16 protein-coding genes and 1 pseudogene are annotated in these 16,840 nt (G+C 75.1%); 12 read left to right on the forward strand and 5 right to left on the reverse strand.

The annotated features are described in order from the left end of the window. The first annotated feature begins 252 nt into the window (after positions 1-252). Positions 253-1,551 carry a class I SAM-dependent RNA methyltransferase gene (locus ACFYNO_RS10200; protein WP_388009125.1) on the forward strand — a complete coding sequence of 433 codons (1,299 nt, stop codon included), beginning with the start codon at positions 253-255 and terminating at the stop codon, positions 1,549-1,551. A gap of 53 nt (positions 1,552-1,604) precedes the next feature. Here the strand turns inward: ACFYNO_RS10200 and ACFYNO_RS10205 are convergent, their stop codons facing one another. Beyond that, positions 1,605-2,132, reverse strand: a complete 528-nt coding sequence (locus ACFYNO_RS10205) for a MarR family winged helix-turn-helix transcriptional regulator (RefSeq protein WP_388008419.1) — start codon at positions 2,130-2,132, stop codon at positions 1,605-1,607. A gap of 114 nt (positions 2,133-2,246) precedes the next feature. Between ACFYNO_RS10205 and ACFYNO_RS10210 the strand changes: the two genes are divergently transcribed. Then, positions 2,247-3,173 carry an EamA family transporter gene (locus tag ACFYNO_RS10210; RefSeq protein WP_388008422.1) on the forward strand — a complete coding sequence of 309 codons (927 nt, stop codon included), beginning with the start codon at positions 2,247-2,249 and terminating at the stop codon, positions 3,171-3,173. A gap of 11 nt (positions 3,174-3,184) precedes the next feature. Here the strand turns inward: ACFYNO_RS10210 and ACFYNO_RS10215 are convergent, their stop codons facing one another. Both ACFYNO_RS10215 and ACFYNO_RS10220 read right to left on the reverse strand, forming a co-directional pair. After that, a complete protein-coding gene (locus ACFYNO_RS10215) occupies positions 3,185-3,841 on the reverse strand; it encodes a sirohydrochlorin chelatase (protein WP_388008425.1) in 657 nt (218 codons plus the stop codon). Between the two features lie 23 nt (positions 3,842-3,864). Then, complete coding sequence (locus tag ACFYNO_RS10220; protein WP_388008428.1) at positions 3,865-4,992, reverse strand: uroporphyrinogen-III synthase; 1,128 nt, start codon at positions 4,990-4,992, stop codon at positions 3,865-3,867. Positions 4,993-5,213: 221 nt separating this feature from the next. On the opposite strand from ACFYNO_RS10220, the gene nirB reads away from it, so the two are divergent. From nirB to ACFYNO_RS10265, 9 genes and pseudogenes are all read left to right on the forward strand, one after another. Continuing rightward, on the forward strand, positions 5,214-7,775 hold the full coding sequence (gene nirB, locus ACFYNO_RS10225) for a nitrite reductase large subunit NirB (protein WP_388008431.1): 2,562 nt from the start codon (positions 5,214-5,216) through the stop codon (positions 7,773-7,775). Then, positions 7,772-8,131 (forward strand): nitrite reductase small subunit NirD, encoded by a 360-nt coding sequence (gene nirD, locus ACFYNO_RS10230; protein WP_388008434.1) that lies wholly within the window; start codon positions 7,772-7,774, stop codon positions 8,129-8,131. Before nirB ends, nirD begins: the two co-directional genes overlap by 4 nt. Continuing rightward, positions 8,128-9,489, forward strand: coding sequence for a nitrate/nitrite transporter (locus tag ACFYNO_RS10235; protein WP_388008437.1), 1,362 nt, complete (start codon positions 8,128-8,130; stop codon positions 9,487-9,489). Before nirD ends, ACFYNO_RS10235 begins: the two co-directional genes overlap by 4 nt. A gap of 89 nt (positions 9,490-9,578) precedes the next feature. After that, the gene (locus tag ACFYNO_RS10240; protein ID WP_388008440.1) at positions 9,579-9,824 is read left to right on the forward strand and encodes a toxin-antitoxin system HicB family antitoxin; all 246 of its coding nucleotides are present in this window, start codon (positions 9,579-9,581) and stop codon (positions 9,822-9,824) included. Continuing rightward, positions 9,821-10,252, forward strand: coding sequence for a fic family toxin-antitoxin system, toxin component (locus ACFYNO_RS10245; protein ID WP_388008443.1), 432 nt, complete (start codon positions 9,821-9,823; stop codon positions 10,250-10,252). The genes ACFYNO_RS10240 and ACFYNO_RS10245 overlap by 4 nt, the downstream gene beginning before the upstream one ends. A 21-nt stretch (positions 10,253-10,273) precedes the next feature. After that, a complete protein-coding gene (locus ACFYNO_RS10250) occupies positions 10,274-11,110 on the forward strand; it encodes a putative RNA methyltransferase (protein WP_388008445.1) in 837 nt (278 codons plus the stop codon). Between the two features lie 105 nt (positions 11,111-11,215). Beyond that, a complete protein-coding gene (locus ACFYNO_RS10255; RefSeq protein ID WP_388008448.1) occupies positions 11,216-12,505 on the forward strand; it encodes an AAA family ATPase in 1,290 nt (429 codons plus the stop codon). Then, the gene (locus ACFYNO_RS10260; RefSeq protein WP_388008451.1) at positions 12,502-12,858 is read left to right on the forward strand and encodes a nucleotide pyrophosphohydrolase; all 357 of its coding nucleotides are present in this window, start codon (positions 12,502-12,504) and stop codon (positions 12,856-12,858) included. Before ACFYNO_RS10255 ends, ACFYNO_RS10260 begins: the two co-directional genes overlap by 4 nt. Positions 12,859-13,154: 296 nt before the next feature. Beyond that, positions 13,155-13,565: pseudogene (locus ACFYNO_RS10265) on the forward strand (DUF6099 family protein); the annotation flags it as partial. Positions 13,566-13,663: 98 nt separating this feature from the next. Here the strand turns inward: ACFYNO_RS10265 and ACFYNO_RS10270 are convergent. Next, a complete protein-coding gene (locus tag ACFYNO_RS10270) occupies positions 13,664-13,840 on the reverse strand; it encodes a hypothetical protein (protein WP_388008454.1) in 177 nt (58 codons plus the stop codon). A gap of 244 nt (positions 13,841-14,084) precedes the next feature. Then, positions 14,085-15,077, reverse strand: coding sequence for a 2,3,4,5-tetrahydropyridine-2,6-dicarboxylate N-succinyltransferase (dapD, locus tag ACFYNO_RS10275; RefSeq protein WP_388008457.1), 993 nt, complete (start codon positions 15,075-15,077; stop codon positions 14,085-14,087). Between the two features lie 191 nt (positions 15,078-15,268). On the opposite strand from dapD, the gene ACFYNO_RS10280 reads away from it, so the two are divergent. Then, a complete protein-coding gene (locus ACFYNO_RS10280) occupies positions 15,269-16,840 on the forward strand; it encodes a 3' terminal RNA ribose 2'-O-methyltransferase Hen1 (RefSeq protein ID WP_388008460.1) in 1,572 nt (523 codons plus the stop codon).

Below are 16,840 nucleotides of genomic sequence, written 5' to 3' on the forward strand. Positions count from 1 at the left end.
GGCAAGGTCGGCCAGGTCGCCAAGCCCCGCTGGGCCAACCGGCCGGCCCGTCCGGAGGCCACCGACCGGGAGGGTCTGACCGCGCGGACCGCTCCGCCGGTGCCGGCCGAGCGGCCCGCCGAGCCGGCCGAGCCGGCCCAGCGCCAGCCCAAGGCGCCGAAGGCGCCGCGGGCCGAGCGCCCGGCCCGCCCGGCCCGGGCCCCCAGGGCGGCGGCCGCGCCGCGGCCGCCGAAGGCGCCGAGCGGCGAGCCGCTGGTCGGCACCCGGTACGAGCTGGAGGTCGGCCCGGTCGCGCACGGCGGCGGCCACTGCGTGGCCCGGCACGAGGGCCGGGTGCTCTTCGTGCGGCACGCGCTGCCCGGTGAGCGGGTGGTGGCCGAGGTGACCGAGGGCACCACCACCTCGCGGTTCCTGCGGGCCGACGCGGTCGAGGTGCTGACCCCGGCCAAGGACCGGATCGAGGCGCCCTGCCCGTTCGCCGGCCCCGGCAAGTGCGGCGGCTGCGACTGGCAGCACGTCAGCCCCGGCGGCCAGCGCAAGCTGAAGGCCGCCGTGCTCACCGAGCAGCTGGCCAAGCTGGCCGGCCTCACCCCGGCGCAGGCCGGCTGGGACGGCAGCGTGGAGCCGGTCGGCGGCAAGCTGGCGCCCGGTCAGGTGCCGGCCTGGCGCAGCCGGGTGCAGTACCGGGTGGACCCGGAGACCGGGCGGGTCGGGCTGCGCAAGCACCGCTCGCACGAGCTGCAGCCGATCGACCGCTGCCTGATCGCCGCCGAGGGCGTCACCGAGCTGGGCGTGGAGGCGCGGGACTGGACCGGCCTGGAGTCGGTGGAGGCGATCGCCGCCACCGGGTCCTCGGACCGCCAGCTGGTGCTGCGCCCGCTGCCCGGCGAGCAGCTGCCGCTGGTCGAGCTGGACAAGCCGGTCTCCATCGTCCGGGTGGACGAGCAGGAGCTGTTCCACCGGGTGCACGGGCGCGGCTTCGTCCGCGAGCGGGCCTCCGACCGGACCTGGCGGGTCAGCAACGGCGGTTTCTGGCAGATCCACCCCGAGGCGCCGGACACCCTGGTCAACGCGGTGCTGGACGGCCTGGACCCGCAGTGGGGCGAGAACGCGCTCGACCTGTACTGCGGGGTCGGCCTGTTCGCCGGTGCGCTGGCCGAGCGGGTCGGCGAGGAGGGCGCGGTGCTCGGCATCGAGTCCGGCAAGCAGGCGGTGGCCGACGCCCGGCACAACCTGGCCGAGCTGGAGCAGGTGCGGATCGAGTGCGACAAGGTGGAGCGCCTGCTGCCGCGCACCGGGATCACCGCCACCGACCTGATCGTGCTGGACCCGCCGCGGGCCGGCGCCGGGCGGGAAACGGTGCGCCACCTGGCCTCGCTGGGCGCCCGCCGGATCGCCTACGTGGCCTGCGACCCGGCCGCGCTCGCCCGGGACCTGGCGTTCTTCGCCGAGGGCGGCTACCGGCCGGTCTCGCTGCGCGCCTTCGACCTGTTCCCGATGACGCACCACTTCGAGTGCGTGGCCGTGCTGGAGCCGGTCGAGCGGGACTGACGAGGGTTCAGCAGCGGGAGCCGGGGTCCATCGGGCCCCGGCTTCCGCCGTTCTCAGGGCCTGGCGTCCGGCATGGTCAGGGTGAGCCTGCGCAGCAGGCCGGAGAGGGTCTCCTGCTCCTCGGCGGTCAGGCCGGAGACCAGCCGCCGCTCGTTCTCCACGTGCGCCGTGACGGCGCGGTCGATCAGCTCCCGGCCCTCCTCGGTCAGCCTGATCAGCCGGCCCCGGGCGTCCCCCTCGGCGGTGCGGCGGCCGACCAGCCCGGCCCGCTCCAGCCGGTCGACCCGCTTGGTGACGGCGCCGGAGGTGACCATCATCGACCCGCTCAGCTCGCCGGCGGTCAGCTCGAAGGGCGGGCCGCTGCGGCGCAGCGTGCCGAGCACGTCGAACTCGCCGCGGCCCAGGCCGAAGCGGCCGAAGACCAGGTTCAGCCGCTCGTCCACCATCCAGTACAGCCGGGTGATCCGGCCCAGCAGGGCCATCGGGACGGGGTCGAGGTCGGGCCGCTCCCGCTCCCACTGGCCGACGATCGCATCGAGCGCGTCGGTGCCGGGGGGCCGCGAACCGGGGGCAGTGGGCATGGGTTGACGATCCTCTTCCATGGAAACTAATGTCCCTTCCATGGAAACTATCGCATGCCGCCCGGCTCCCGCGAGCCCGGGGCGGGGATCGGACGACCCCGCGGGCGGCGCGGCATGAGGAACGCGCCGTACCTGCGCACCTCCGCGGTGACCGCGCTGGCGCCCACCATCTGGGGGAGCACCTACCTGGTGACCACCAACCTGCTGCCGCCGGACCGCCCGGTGCTGGACACCGCCGTCCGGGCGCTGCCCGGCGGACTGCTGCTGCTGGCCGCCGCCCGGCAGCTGCCCAGGGGCAGGTGGATCTGGCGCTCGCTGGTGCTCGGCACGCTCAACATCGCCGTCTTCAACTACCTGCTCTTCGTCGCCGCCTACCACCTGCCCGGCGGGATCGCCGGCGTGATCATGGCGGTGCAGCCGATGATCGTGCTGGTCCTCGGGGCGCTCTTCCTCGGCGAGCGGATCCGGGCCGTGCACCTGCTGGCCTGCCTGCTCGGCGCGGGCGGGGTGGCGCTGCTGGTGCTCAAGGGCGCCGTCGGCCTGAACGCGGTGGGGGTGCTGGCCGGGCTGGCCGCCGCGGCCAGCATGGCCGGCGGGATCACGCTGACCAAGCGCTGGGGGCGGCCCGAGGGGGTGGGCGTGCTCGCTGCCACCGGCTGGCAGCTGGTGGCCGGCGGGCTGGTGATCCTGCCCTTCGCGGTCGGGGTGGAGGGCCTGCCGTCCGGTCTGAGCTGGCGCAACCTCGCCGGCTTCGGCTACCTGATCACCATGGGCGCCACCATCAGCTACGCCATCTGGTTCCGCGGACTGTCCCGGCTGACCGCGCTGACGATGTCCTTCCTCACCCTGGGCAGCCCGATCGTGGCCAATGTGCTCGGGCTGGTCTTCCAGCACGAGCGGCTCTCCGCGCTCCAGGTGGCCGGCATCGCGGCCATCCTCGGCTCGGTCTTCCTGGCCGCGCCGCGGGCGCCCGCCAAGCGTCCGCCCGAGCCCGGACCGGCGGCCGTCCCGGCGGGGCGGCGGGAGTCGGCCGGGACCTGACGCCCAGTCGGTCAGTCGGGCGGCGCCTGGTCGTAGCGGGCCAGCACCAGCCGGGCCAGCTCGCGGTGCGCGCCCAGCGGTGCCGCGGTGAGGCAGCCGCCGCTGCGGCCGGCCCGGCGGGCGAAGAAGCCCGGCGCCAGCAGGTAGGGCGCCACCGCGACCCGGCGGTGCCCGGCCGCCCGCAGCGCGGCGACGGCCTCGGCGGGGGAGGGGCCGGCGGCGCACAGGTAGGCCGCGGTGACCGGGCGGCCCAGCCGCTCGCCCAGCAGCTCGGCCATCCGCGCCGCGTCCGCGTTGCCCGCCGGATCGGTGGAGCCGGCCGCGGCCAGCACCACGGCGTCGGCCGGACCGCCGGCCTCGGCCAGCCGCCCGTGCAGCGCCTCGGCCAGCAGCGGATCGGGCCCCAGCGGCCCGGCCACCCGCACCCGCAGGTGCGGCGCGGCGGCGGCCGCGGCCGGCAGGTCGACCCGCAGGTGGAAGCCGGTGCCCAGCAGCAGCGGGACCAGCACCGCCGAGCCGCGCAGCCCGGCCAGCACCTCGGCCGGGCTCGGCACGGCATGGTCCAGGAAGGCCAACTCGCACGTCAGGCCCGGCCGTTCGGCGCGCACCGCGGCCAGCAGCGCGTGCTGGGCGGCCACCCCCTGCGGGTCCCGGGTGCCGTGCGCCACGGCAACCAGGGTCGGCGGCGCGCTCACTGCGCCGCCACCAGGCTGTAGCCGCGCTTGGGCACGGTGCGGATCAGGCCCGCGTGCTCGCCGAGCGCCACCCGGAGCCGGGCGATCGCCGCCTCCACCGCGTGCTCGTCGGCCTGGTTGCCGACCCAGGCGCGGCGCAGCAGTTCGGCACGGCTCAGCACCCGCCCCGGCTGCTCGGCCAGCACCCGCAGCACCGCGGCCAGCAGCGGCGGCAGCTGCGCCGCCGTACCGCCGTCCACCAGCACCGCATTGCCCTGCAGGGTCAGCCGATGGCTGCCGGCGCGCACCTCGCGCCGGTTGTGCGCGGGCAGCGCGGTCTCCAGGGCGCGCACCATCGAGCCCAGCCGTCCGCGGTCCGGGCAGTGCGCGGTGATCCCGACCTCCTCCAGCGGGCGGGCGCAGAGCGGCCCCACGCAGACCGGCAGCACCTCCGCGCGCAGCCCGGCCAGCACCGGCTCGGTCAGCGTCAACTCCTCGGCCGCCGCCAGGAAGGCGGTGATCGCGGGCGCGCTGGTGAAGGTGAGGGCGTGCAGCTCGCGGCGGGCCGTCTGCTCGACCAGCCGGCGCAGCGGCAGCGGGTCCTCCGGCGGCCCCCAGCGGTAGACCGGCACCTCGATCACCTCCGCGCCGCGCTCGCGCAGTGCCTCGGCGAAGCCGTCCAGCGGCCCGCCGTGCTCCTGCACCGCCACCCGGGCGCCGCGCAGCTCGCGGGCGAGCAGCCAGGACAGCAGCTCGCCGGTGCCCTCGGTGGCGGGGGAGAAGGTCTCGCTCAGGCCGCCGGCCCGGACCGCGCCGGTCGCCTTGGGGCCGCGGGTGAGCACGGCCGCGCTCCGGCAGACCTCGGCCAGCCGGGCACCGTGGCCCCAGCCGTCGGCCGCGCTCAGCCAGCCGCGCCAGCCGACGCCGGTGGTGGCGACCACGAAGTCCAGCGGCGCGCTCAGGCAGCGCTCGGTGGCCCGGCGCAGCGCGATGTCGTCCTCCAGGGGCACGATCCGCAGCGCGGGCGCCTCGACCACCTTGGCGCCGCGACGGCGCAGCAGGGCGGTCAGCTCCTCGCGGCGGCGAGCGGCGGTCACCCCGATGGTGTAGCCGATCAGAGGGCTGACGAGCTGCGGACTGTTCATGGCGTGAAGCCTGCGGCCCGGCTGTTTCCGGCCGGTTGCGCACCGATCACGCGGTGGTAAGCGGGCCGCCGCCTGGTGTTACGTCAGATTTCCGTCAGGTCACCCTGGGCCGGTCGCCCGGTGAGGGCACCGTACCTTCGACGCAACATACGTGACCCGGGTGCGTAACCGCGCTGCCGCAGTCTTCAGGCCATGACCGCCGCCCCCGAAGGAGTCAGCCCGTGACTGTGAAGGATCTGGTGCTGGTCGGCCACGGGATGGTCGGGCAGCGTTTCCTGGAAGCCCTGTTCGAGCAGCCGTCGGCCGAGCAGCCGTGTCGGTGGCGGGTCACCGTGCTCGCCGAGGAGGTCCGCCCGGCCTACGACCGGGTGCACCTGACCTCCTGGTTCTCCGGCACCTCCGCCGAGGAACTCTCGCTCTGCCCGCCGGAGTTCGTGGCCGAGCACGGCATCGACCTGCGGCTCGGCGACCCGGCCACCGCGATCGACCGGGCGGCCCGTCTGGTCACCACCCGCTCCGGCGCCGAACTGCACTACGACGCCCTGGTGCTGGCCACTGGCTCGTACCCGTTCGTGCCGCCGGTACCGGGCCACGACGCGGCCGGCTGCCACGTCTACCGCACCATCGAGGACCTGGAGGCGATCCGCGAGCAGGCCGGCAGCTGCACGGTCGGTGCCGTGGTCGGCGGCGGGCTGCTCGGCCTGGAGGCGGCCGGCGCGCTGCGCGCCATGGGCCTCGAGACCCATGTGGTGGAGTTCGCCCCCCGGTTGATGGCCCTTCAGGTGGACGAGGGCGGCGGCGCGGTGCTGCGGCGCAAGATCGAGGACCTGGGCGTGCGGGTGCACACCGGCGCCGGCACCCAGCGGATCGAGACCGGGGAGGACGGCCGGGTGCGCTCGATGGCGCTCTCCGACGGCAGCGAACTCGCCGTCGACCTGGTGGTGTTCTCGGCCGGCGTGCGGCCGCGCGACCAGCTGGCCCGGGACTGCGGGCTGACCGTCGGCGAGCGGGGCGGGATCGCGGTGGACGAGCGGTGCCGCACCTCGGACGAGCACATCTGGGCGATCGGCGAGTGCGCCCTCGCGGTGGACGGCCGGGTCTACGGGCTGGTCGCGCCGGGCTACGCGATGGCCGACACGGTGGCCCGCGGACTGACCGGCGGCGGCGGCGAGTTCACCGGCGCCGACACCTCCACCAAGCTGAAGCTGCTGGGCGTGGACGTGGCCAGCTTCGGCGACGCGCTGGGCGCCACCGAGGGCGCGGTCGACGTGCTCTACGCCAACGCCGGCGCGGGCGTCTACAAGAAGCTGGTGATCGGCGCCGACGGCCGGCTGCTCGGCGGTGTGCTAGTCGGCGACGCCGACTCCTACGCCATGCTTCGCCCGCTGGCCATCAGCGGAGCCGTGCTGCCCGGCCCGGCCGAGCAGTTCCTGGTGCCGACCGCGCCCGGCCAGCACGGCCCGCTGCAGCTGCCGGACGAGGCGGTGGTCTGCTCCTGCCACAACGTCAGCAAGGCGACCATCAAGGCGGCCGTCACCGAGCAGGGTGCGACCAGCCTGCCCGAGGTCAAGAAGTGCACCAAGGCCGGCACCGGCTGCGGCAGCTGCATCAAGCTGGTCGGCTCCATCGTGGACGAGGAACTGGCCGCGGCCGGCGTCGAGGTGTCCCGCGGGCTGTGCGAGCACTTCGCGCTCACCCGGGCCGAGCTGTACGAGGTGGTGCGGGTCAAGGGCATCACCACCTTCTCCCGGCTGATCGACGAGCACGGCACCGGGGACGGCTGCGACACCTGCAAGCCGGCCGTCGCCTCGATCCTGGCCAGCCTCGGCAACGGCCACGTGCTGGACGGCGAGCAGGCCGCGCTGCAGGACACCAACGACCACTTCCTGGCCAACCTGCAGCGCAACGGCTCCTACTCGGTGGTGCCCCGGGTGCCCGGTGGCGAGATCACCGCCGAGGGACTGATCGTGATCGGCGAGATCGCCCGCGACTACGGCCTCTACACCAAGATCACCGGCGGCCAGCGGATCGACCTGTTCGGTGCCACCGTGGACCAGCTGCCGGACATCTGGCGCCGGCTGGTGGAGGCCGGCTTCGAGTCCGGCCACGCCTACGGAAAGGCCCTGCGCACCGTCAAGTCCTGCGTCGGGCAGACCTGGTGCCGCTACGGGGTGCAGGACTCGGTGGCCCTGGCGATCGAGCTGGAGCTGCGCTACCGCGGTCTGCGCGCCCCGCACAAGCTGAAGTCGGCGGTCTCCGGCTGCGCCCGGGAGTGCGCGGAGGCGCAGGGCAAGGACTTCGGCGTGATCGCCACCGCCGAGGGCTGGAACCTCTACGTCGGCGGCAACGGCGGCATGACCCCGCGCCACGGCGACCTGCTCGCCGCCGACCTGGACCACGAGACGCTGATCCGCACCATTGACCGGTTCCTGATGTTCTACATCCGCACCGCCGACCGGCTGGAGCGCACCGCGCCCTGGCTGGACCGGCTGGAGGGCGGCATCGAACACCTGCGGGCCGTGGTGCTGGACGACTCGCTGGGCATCTGTGAGGAGCTCGACGAGCTGATGTCCCGTCATGTGGAGACCTACGAGGACGAGTGGGCGGCCACCCTGGCCGACCCCGAGCGGCTGCGGCGGTTCGTCTCCTTCGCCAACGCCCCCGGGACCCCCGACCCGACGGTGCGCTTCGTCCCGGAGCGCGACCAGATCCGTCCGGCCCGGCCCGACGAGGACGGCCGGGTCCTGATCAGCAGCGCCAAGCTGGAGGTGCGGAGCCGATGACAACCGTGCAGACCGTGCAGATCGACGACGGCCGGGGGTGGACACCGGTCTGTGACTACGAGCAGCTGATCCCCGGCCGCGGGGTGGCGGTGCTGCTGCCCGACGGCACCCAGGCGGCCGTCTTCCGGACCCGCTCCGGCGAGCTGTTCGCCCTGGACAACCGCGACCCGTTCAGCGGCGCCTACGTGATGTCCCGCGGCCTGGTCGGCAGCCGCGGCGAGGTGCCGGTGGTCACCTCGCCGATGCTCAAGCAGGCCTTCGACCTGCGCGACGGGCGCAGCCTGGACGAGGAGACCACGCCGGACGGCTCCCCCGCCGACCTGCGTACCTGGCCGGTCCGGGTGGCGGCCCGGTGACCGGGGTGCTGGCCGGCAGAACGGCCGCCCCGGCGGGCCGGCGGATCGAGGACTGGCAGCCCGAGGACACCGCGTTCTGGGCCGAGGCCGGCGCGAGGATCGCCCGGCGCAACCTGGTCTACTCGGTGCTCTCCGAGCACATCGGCTTCTCGGTCTGGAGCCTCTGGTCGGTGCTGGTGCTCTTCCTCGGCCCGGCCTACCACATCGACCCCGCGGGCAAGTTCCTGCTCACCGCGCTGCCCACGGCGGTCGGCGCGGTGCTGCGGATCCCCTACACCTTCGCGGTGGCGAAGTTCGGCGGCCGGAACTGGACGGTGCTCAGCGCGCTGCTGCTGCTGGTGCCGACCGTGCTGACCGGCCTGGTGCTCAAGCCCGGGGTCTCCTTCTCCACCCTGCTGCTGGTCTCCGCCGTGGCCGGCGTCGGCGGAGGCAACTTCGCCTCCTCGATGGCCAACATCAACGCCTTCTACCCGGAGCGGCTGAAGGGCTGGGCGCTGGGCATCAACGCCGGCGGCGGCAACCTCGGGGTGCCGGTGGTGCAACTGCTCGGGCTGCTGGTGCTGGCCACCGCCGGTGCCGCGCACCCGCGGCTGCTGCTGGTGATCTACCTGCCGCTGATCGTGCTGGCGGCGCTCGGCGCGGCGCTGCGGATGGACAACCTGGCCACTCTCAAGGGCGACCGGGGCGCGCTGCGGGAGGTGCTGCCGGAGCCGCACACCTGGGTGATCTCGGTGCTCTACATCGGCTCCTTCGGCTCCTTCATCGGCTTCGGCTTCGCCTTCGGGCAGGTCCTCCAGGTGCAGTTCCACCACCAGTTCGACACCCCGGTGAAGGCCGCCTACCTGACCTTCCTCGGGCCGTTGCTGGGCTCGCTGATCCGCCCGGTCGGCGGGCGGCTGGCCGACCGGTTCGGCGGGGCGGTGGTGACCTGCTGGAACTTCGTGGCGATGGCGGTGGGCGCCGCGGTGGTGCTGGTGGCCTCGCGGCAGCACTCGCTGGGGCTCTTCCTGGCCGGGTTCGTGGCGCTCTTCGTGCTGAGCGGCCTGGGCAACGGCTCCACCTACAAGATGATCCCGGCCGTCTTCCGGGCCCGGGCCGCCACCGCGGTCGCGGCCGGCGCCGACCGGGAGACCGCCGAGCGCACCGCCCGCCGGCGCTCCGGCGCGGTGATCGGCCTGGCCGGCGCGATCGGGGCGTTCGGCGGGGTGCTGGTGAACATGGCCTTCCGGCAGGCGTTCCTTTCCAGCCACCGCGGCGACGGCGCCTACCTGGCCTTCCTCGGCTACTACGCGCTCTGCCTGCTGCTGACCTGGGCGGTCTACCTGCGCCGCCGACCGGGGCGGCTGGCCGGAGTGTGACTCGAATCCGACCAGGGCGTGAACGGGAGCCGGCGAGCGCCCCCGTTCGCGCCCTTGTCGTGCTAGCAGGACAGCGCTAGCGTCTAGGCATGGGTAAGAAGCAGCTCAACGTGCGGGTGGACGCCACCACCGCTGAAATGGCCCGGGAGCGGGCGGAGCAGCAGGGGATCAGCATGAACCAGTACATCGAGCGGCTCGTCCAGCAGGACATGGGCGAGGCCGGCCGGCGTTTCGTGGATGCCGCGGCGCAGTTCATGAAGGAGTACGAGAGCGACTTCCTCGCCGAGTTCGGCGAGCCGGTCCCGGCGGGCGACCGACAGGGCGCACGCCGTTGAACCTGGAGATCGACCTCTCCTGGCTGCTCATGACCGCCGAGCAGTACACCCCGGGAGACCCGCAGGTGACCGACTACGGCTCGCTGCTCGCAGCGATCACCCGGCACCAGGCGGAGATCTTCGACATCGCGGTCTACCCCGAACCGCAGGACCGCGCCGCCGCGCTGATGCAGCAGCTGATCCGGGTGCCGGCGCTGGAGCGCTCCAACGAGCTGTTCGCCACCGCCGTCGCCTACGCCTACCTGGTCGCCAGCGGCTCGCACGTGGCCACCACGGCCCGCGAGGTGCGCAGCCTGGCCCGGGCGATCCGGGAGGGCAAGATCGCGGTGGACGGCGTCGCCGAGCGGCTGAGCGGCTGGATCGTCGACGAGGCCGAGGGCGAGGGCGTGGCCGGCGAGGACGGGCCCGAGGACTCCGACAGCGACTGACGCACCCCGTACAGTGGGTCGGTGCTCCGCGACCTCGAGCAGTACCTGACCTGCCCGCACTGCGCGCTCGGCCTGGCCCTGGACCCGGCCGGGCGCACCCTGCGCTGCCCCGGGGGCCACGCCTTCGACGTGGCCCGACAGGGCTACGTCAGTCTGCTGCCGGCCGGCGCCAACCCCGGCACCGGCGACACCGTGGAGATGGTCGCCGCCCGCGCCGACTTCCTGGCCGCCGGCCACTACGCGCCGATCTCCCGGGCGCTCGCCGAGACGGCCGCCGAGGAGCCCGGCACCCGGCTGGTGGCCGACCTCGGGGCCGGCACCGGCCACTACCTCGCCGGAGTGCTGGACGCCCTGCCGGAGGCGGTCGGGGCGGCGCTCGACCTCTCCAAGTTCGCACTGCGCCGGGCCGCCAAGGCGCACCCCAGGGCCGGCGCGGTGGTCTGCGACGCCTGGCGGCCGCTGCCGCTCGCGGACGGCTGCGCCGACCTGGTGCTGAACGTCTTCGCGCCGCGCAACGGGCCGGAGATCCAGCGGGTGCTGCGGCCCGGCGGGCGGCTGCTGGTGGTCACGCCGACCACCCGGCACCTGCGCGAACTGGTCGGCGCGCTGGGGCTGCTGGCGGTGGACGAGGAGAAGGAGCGGCGGATCGAGGAGAAGCTGGGGCCCTGGCTGACGGCCGAGGGGCGCCGGGAGGTCGAGTTCGAGCTGCGGCTCGGGCACCGGGACGCCGCGGCGGTGGTCGGGATGGGGCCGAACGCCTGGCACACCGACGGCGGGGCGCTGGCGCGGGGGCTGGCGGAGCTGCCGGATCCGGTGGCGGTGACGGGGTCGGTGCGGATCGGGGTGTACCGGCGCTGAGGGGGCCTTTCGGCACCCCGTGGGGCGCCTCTTTGGGATGAATGGTGACGCGCAGTCACGTTTCTGCAGCATGTGGGGTGACGGTGCGTCAGTAGCGTCAGACCGGTGACCAGTGAAGTCGTCCTGCGCCCCGCCGTCCCCTCCCACGCCGAGTCCGGTCCGACCCTGCGGCCCACCGTGGAGGAGCTGCGGCTCACCTCGTTCAAGTCCTACCGCCGCACCACCCTGCCGCTCTCCCCGCTCACCGTGCTGCACGGGCCGTCCGGGGTCGGCAAGTCCAACGCGCTGGACGCGCTCGCGGTGCTCTCCCGGCTGGCCCACGGCGAGGAGATCGCCGCCTCGCTGGACGGCGGCGGCTGCGGACCGCTGGCGCTGCCGATCCGCGGCGGGCTGGTCGGCTGCGTGCCGCACGGGCGCAACGCGATCATCCTCGGCTGCTCGGTGCGGTCCTGCGCCGGGCCGATCCGGCTGGAACTGGTGATCCGCACCGACGGGCCGGTCCGGGTCGCCCGGGAGTGGCTGGTCTGCGCCGGGCAGACCCTGGTGGAGACCGGCGAGCAGGACGTGCCGGGGCGCCGGGTGAACGTCAGCTGGCACAACGACACCCGGCAGGGCGACATCCGGGCGCCGTTCCCCAGCAGCAGCCTGATCACCACCCAGATCCCGCTCCGGGTGGCCGGCTCCTCGGCCGGCGAGCGCAAGGTGCTGGACGCCGCCGAGCAGGTGCTCACCGCACTGCGCGAGGTCTTCCCGGTGCACCCGGTGCCGGCCCTGATGCGCGGCTGGGCCCGGGCCGACCCGGCCGCCCGGCTGCTGCCCACCGCCGCCAACATGTCGGCCGTGCTGGCCCGGCTGCAGGGCGAGTGCCAGCGGCGCTACGGGCGGCTGCTCAAGACGGTGCAGGGCGCGGCCCCGCACCCGCTGCTCGGACTGGATGTCGACCGGCGCGGCACCCGCGCCCAGGAACGCGTGCTCGCCGTCTTCGACGAGGGCGTGCTCGGCCGCACCGGCGCCGACCAGGCCTCCGACGGCATGCTGCGGCTGCTGGCGCACGCCGCCGTGCTGCTCACCGGTGCCGGGGTGCTGGCCGTCGACCCGGCGGGCGAGGTGCCCTGGGCACGGCGGCAGCTGACCGTGCTCGCCGAGGACCTGGGCGCCGGACTGGCCGCCGAGCAGACCGCGGCACTGCTCCGGCTGGCCCACGAGGTCTGCGCCAGCGGGCACCTGCGGCTGCTGGCGGCCGTGCAGGACCCGGAGCCGGCCCGGCAGGTGCCGGGCACGGTGCTGGTGGGCTGCCGGCGCGACCCCAGGACCGGCCGCAGCGTGCTGGAGCCGCCGGTGCCCCGGGTACCCGAGCAGGGCGGGACGGCGGATGGGGTAGACCAGGAGCCGTGACAACCGAGAGCATCGAGGACCTGACCCGGCGGCTGACCGCCTTCGCCGCCGCCCGCAGCTGGCAGCCCTTCCACACCCCGAAGAACCTGGCCGCTGCGCTCACCGTGGAGGCGGGCGAACTGCTGGAGATCTTCCAGTGGCTGACTCCGGAGCAGGCCGTCGCCGTGATGTCCGAGCCGGACCGCGCCCACCGCGTCCGCGACGAGGTCGCGGACGTGTTGGCCTATCTGCTGCAGTTCTGCGCGGTCCTGGGGGTCGACCCGCTGGCGGCGCTCTCCGCGAAGATCGACCGCAACGAACTGCGCTTCCCGGTGCCGGGGGACGTCGGGGAGGCGGGGGAGGGAGGACGGTAGGGAGGCGCGGGAGCCTGCGGCGGCTGGGTCTGCCTCCCAGAGCGGTCCCGCCGCCGGGCTTCACGGGCCATCCCAGGTGAGCCGGCATCCCCGGCGCTTCACCGCCCCACCCGCAACTCCCCTCCGCGCCGACTTCCGCCGTTCCGCCGACTTCTCCACCGTGCGGAACTGTCCACAGCACCGGGGTTGTCCACAGCTTTCGCGTACCCGCTCCCGCCCCTCTCCCCATGAGCGCAGGCTCGGGGTCGACGGGAGGGCCGACAGGTTCTCCCGAGGCGATCGAGCGGAGTACGGCGATGGATGCGGTGCGACTGATCAAGATCACCCGGCAGCGGCTGGCCGAGGCGCGGTCCGGGGAGCGGATGCTGGCCGAGGTGTGGCAGGTCGGGGTGCTGACCGAGGTGGTGGGCGAGCGGCTCGCCGAGCGGTGGGAGGGGGAGCCGTCGGCGCTCGCCGAGGTGGTCGCCTCGGCCGGGCGGCAGCTCGCGCAGCGGCTGGCCGAAGTGGTCGGGGCGCCGCCGGCCAGCCGGGCGGACCAGCTCAGCGGGGTGGCCGACCCCGCGGCCGCGCTGGCCGGGCTGAGCCAGCTGCTGGCCAATGCCGGCGAGGCGCTGCGGGCGGTCAGCAACGACCCGCCGGGCCGGCTCGCCTACTGGGCGGCGGTCGACGGGGTGGATGCCGCCCAGGAGTGCCGCGACCTGCTGGGCGAGTTGCTCCGGGTGCTGCGCGGGCGCGGACCGGGTGCGGCCGAGCCCGCCCCGGCCGAACCGTCGTCGCCCGGCCCGGCGCCGCCGGCCGGTCGCGGCTACCAGCCGCCCTCGGCGGGCTCCAGCGGCTCCCGCGGCTCCGCCGCGCGAGCGCCGGCCGCCTCCAGGTCCGAGCCGAGGTCGGCCAGGTCGGCGTTGACCGAGGCGAGCAGTTCCTGCATCTGCTCCAGCAGGCTCTTCGGGGACGCGGGGGCCAGGTACGAGGGTTCGGACATGCTCGGGGCCTTCCGGCTCGGGAGCGCTCGGACGCGCTCGGGCGGCGGCACCGCTCGTCCGGTCGGCACCGCAGGGGCCGTGGCCCCCTCGCTCCAACGAACCGGTCCAGCCGCCGGTCACCGCCCCGCCGACCGGCTCAGCCCCCCGAGTGATCCACTGACGGCCGCGGGCCCCGGCCGCGCGGGTGCGCGGCCGGGGCCCGGTGAGCCGGAGGTTGACGCCGGGTCAGCGCCCGGCACCGCCTCAGTTGTGCGCGTGCAGGTCGGCGTTCAGGCCGCCCCAGGAGCCGGAGCGGGCGATCACCTCGACCGCGCCGGACTGCGAGTTCCGGCGGAACAGCAGGTTGTCCTGGCCGGACAGCTCGACCGCCTTGGCCACCGCGCCGTCCGGGGTGGTGACCCGGGTGCCGGCGGTGACGTAGAGGCCGGCCTCGACCACGCAGTCGCTGCCCAGCGAGATGCCGATGCCCGCGTTGGCGCCGAGCAGGCAGCGCTGGCCGACGGAGACGACCTGCTTGCCGCCGCCGGAGAGGGTGCCCATGATCGAGGCGCCGCCGCCGATGTCGCTGTGGTCGCCGACCACCACACCGGCGCTGATCCGGCCCTCGACCATCGAGGTGCCCAGCGTGCCGGCGTTGAAGTTGACGAAGCCCTCGTGCATCACGGTGGTGCCGGCCGCCAGGTGGGCGCCGAGCCGGACCCGGTCCGCGTGCGCGATCCGGACCCCGGTCGGGGCGACGTAGTCGGTCATCCGCGGGAACTTGTCGATCCCGTAGACGGCCAGCTGGCCGCCCTCGGCGCGGACGGCCAGCCGGGCCTGCTCCACCGCGTCCACCGGCACCGGACCGATGCTGGTCCAGGCGACGTTGGCCAGCAGGCCGAAGATGCCGTCCAGGCTCTGCCCGTGCGGCTGCACCAGGCGGTGGCTCAGCAGGTGCAGGCGCAGGTAGATGTCGTGGGTGTCCAGCGGCTTCTCGTCCAGCGAGGAGATCGTGGTGCGCACCGCGACCACCTCGACGCCGCGCCGGGCGTCGGTCCGCAGTGCCTGGGCGGCGCCGGCCCCGAGCTCGGCCTCGGCCTGCTCGGCCGTGAGCCGCACGGTGCCGGACGGGCCGGCCTCGGCGGTCAGCGCGGGGGAGGGGTACCAGGTGTCGAGGACGGTGCCGTCGGCGGCGATGGTCGCGAGGCCCGCGGCCACCGCGCCACGGGGGGCGGAGGAGGTCGTTTCAGCAGTCACATCCCGAACCGTAACCAATCCGGGCCCGAGCTGCCGAAGCCGCTCGGGGATCGGACGACCCGGGTCGCCGCGCGGTCCGCCGCCCGGCCGCCGGAGCGCCCGCCCGGCCGAGTGCCGGACCGGCGCCCGAACGCCCGGCCCAGGACAAAATCGGATGCCCGCCCGCCGCGCGTCCAGCGATACTCGGCCGGGTGTTCATGACGATCTCCACCACCGGTGATGCCGCCCAGCCCGCCACTGACCTGGGCTTCCTCCTGCACAAGCACCCCGACAAGGCGCAGCGCTTCAGCACCGCGCACGGCGAGGCGCACGTCTTCTACCCCGAAGCCGACGAAGAGCGCTGCACCGCCGCCCTGCTCCTCGAAGTGGACCCGGTCGCCCTGGTCCGCCGAGCCCGCGGGCGGGCCCCGACCGCCCCGGGCGGGTCGACCGGCGCGGCCGCGCTGGCCCAGTACGTCAACGACCGCCCCTACGCCGCCTCCTCGCTGCTCGCGGTGGCCCTGCGCACGGTGTTCCGCACCGCGATGAAGGGCGTCTGCGAGAAGCGTCCCGAGCTCGCCGGGCAGCCGCGCCCGCTGACCGTGCGGCTGCCGGCCGTCGCGGTCGGCGGCGCGCCGGCGGGGGAGGGCGAGCAGCCGCTGGTCCGGCGGCTCTTCGAGCCGCTGGGCTGGCAGGTCGCGGCCGAGCCGATTCCGCTTGACCGCGCCTTCCCGGACTGGGGCGACTCCCGCTACCTGCGGCTGGAGCTGACCGGCACCCTGCGGCTGGCCGACGCCCTGCAGCACCTCTACGTGCTGCTGCCGGTGCTGGACGGCGCCAAGCACTACTGGGTCGCCCCTGACGAGGTGGACAAGCTGCTCGCCGCCGGCGACGGCTGGCTCGCCGGCCACCCGGAGCGCGCCCTGATCACCCGTCGCTACCTGCAGCGGCGCTGGTCGCTGGCGAACGAGGCGCTGCGCCGGCTGGAGCTGGTCCGGCTGGCCGAGGCCGAGGGTCAGGAGCCCGAGGAGGTCGACAACGCGGTGGCCGGCTCGCAGGCCGCCCCTGCGGCCGATGCGGACGCCGATGCGGACGCCGGGGTCGCGGCCGGTGCCGATGCCGCGGCTGACCCGGCCGCCGATGCCGCGGCCGGCGAACCCGCCGAGGAGCGCGCGGTCCCGCTGGCCGTGCAGCGCCGCGAGGCGATCCTGGCGGTGCTGGGCGAGGCCGGGGCGGCCCGGGTGCTCGACCTCGGCTGCGGCGAGGGCGAGCTGGTCGGCGCGCTGCTGAAGGACCGTCGGTTCGCCGAGGTGCTGGGGGTGGACGTGTCCGCCCGGGCGCTGGCCGTCGCGGCCCGCAAGCTGCGGCTGGACCGGTTGTCGGAGCGTCAGGCCGCCCGGGTCCGGCTGGTCCAGGGCGCGCTGACCTACACCGATGCCCGGCTCGCCGGCTACGACGCCGCCGTGCTCTGCGAGGTGGTCGAGCACCTGGATCCGGACCGGCTGCCGGCTCTGGAGCACGCGGTGCTCGGCGCGGCCAGGCCGGGCACGGTGGTGGTCACCACGCCCAACGCGGAGTACAACGTCCGCTGGCCGAGCCTGTCGGCGGGCCGCTTCCGGCACGCCGACCACCGCTTCGAGTGGAGCCGGGCCGAGTTCCGCGACTGGGCCGAGCGGGCCGCCGCCCGGCACGGCTACACCGTCACCTACCGCCCGGTCGGCCCGGACGACCCGGAGGTGGGCCCGCCCACCCAGCTGGCCGTCTTCCGCCGCACCCCGAACTGA

Source organism: Kitasatospora sp. NPDC006697 (genome assembly GCF_042869935.1).
In the GTDB taxonomy this organism is placed as follows: Bacteria; Actinomycetota; Actinomycetes; order Streptomycetales; family Streptomycetaceae; genus Kitasatospora.

Bases quoted from the DNA above. Each gene is read 5' to 3' on its own strand.
- ACFYNO_RS10270 (WP_388008454.1), bottom strand. From the start codon at position 13,840: ATGTCCGAACCCTCGTACCTGGCCCCCGCGTCCCCGAAGAGCCTGCTG.
- ACFYNO_RS10210 (WP_388008422.1), top strand. From the start codon at position 2,247: ATGAGGAACGCGCCGTACCTGCGCACCTCCGCGGTGACCGCGCTGGCG.
- ACFYNO_RS10240 (WP_388008440.1), top strand. From the start codon at position 9,579: ATGGGTAAGAAGCAGCTCAACGTGCGGGTGGACGCCACCACCGCTGAA.
- ACFYNO_RS10220 (WP_388008428.1), bottom strand. From the start codon at position 4,992: ATGAACAGTCCGCAGCTCGTCAGCCCTCTGATCGGCTACACCATCGGG.
- ACFYNO_RS10205 (WP_388008419.1), bottom strand. From the start codon at position 2,132: ATGCCCACTGCCCCCGGTTCGCGGCCCCCCGGCACCGACGCGCTCGAT.
- nirD (WP_388008434.1), top strand. From the start codon at position 7,772: ATGACAACCGTGCAGACCGTGCAGATCGACGACGGCCGGGGGTGGACA.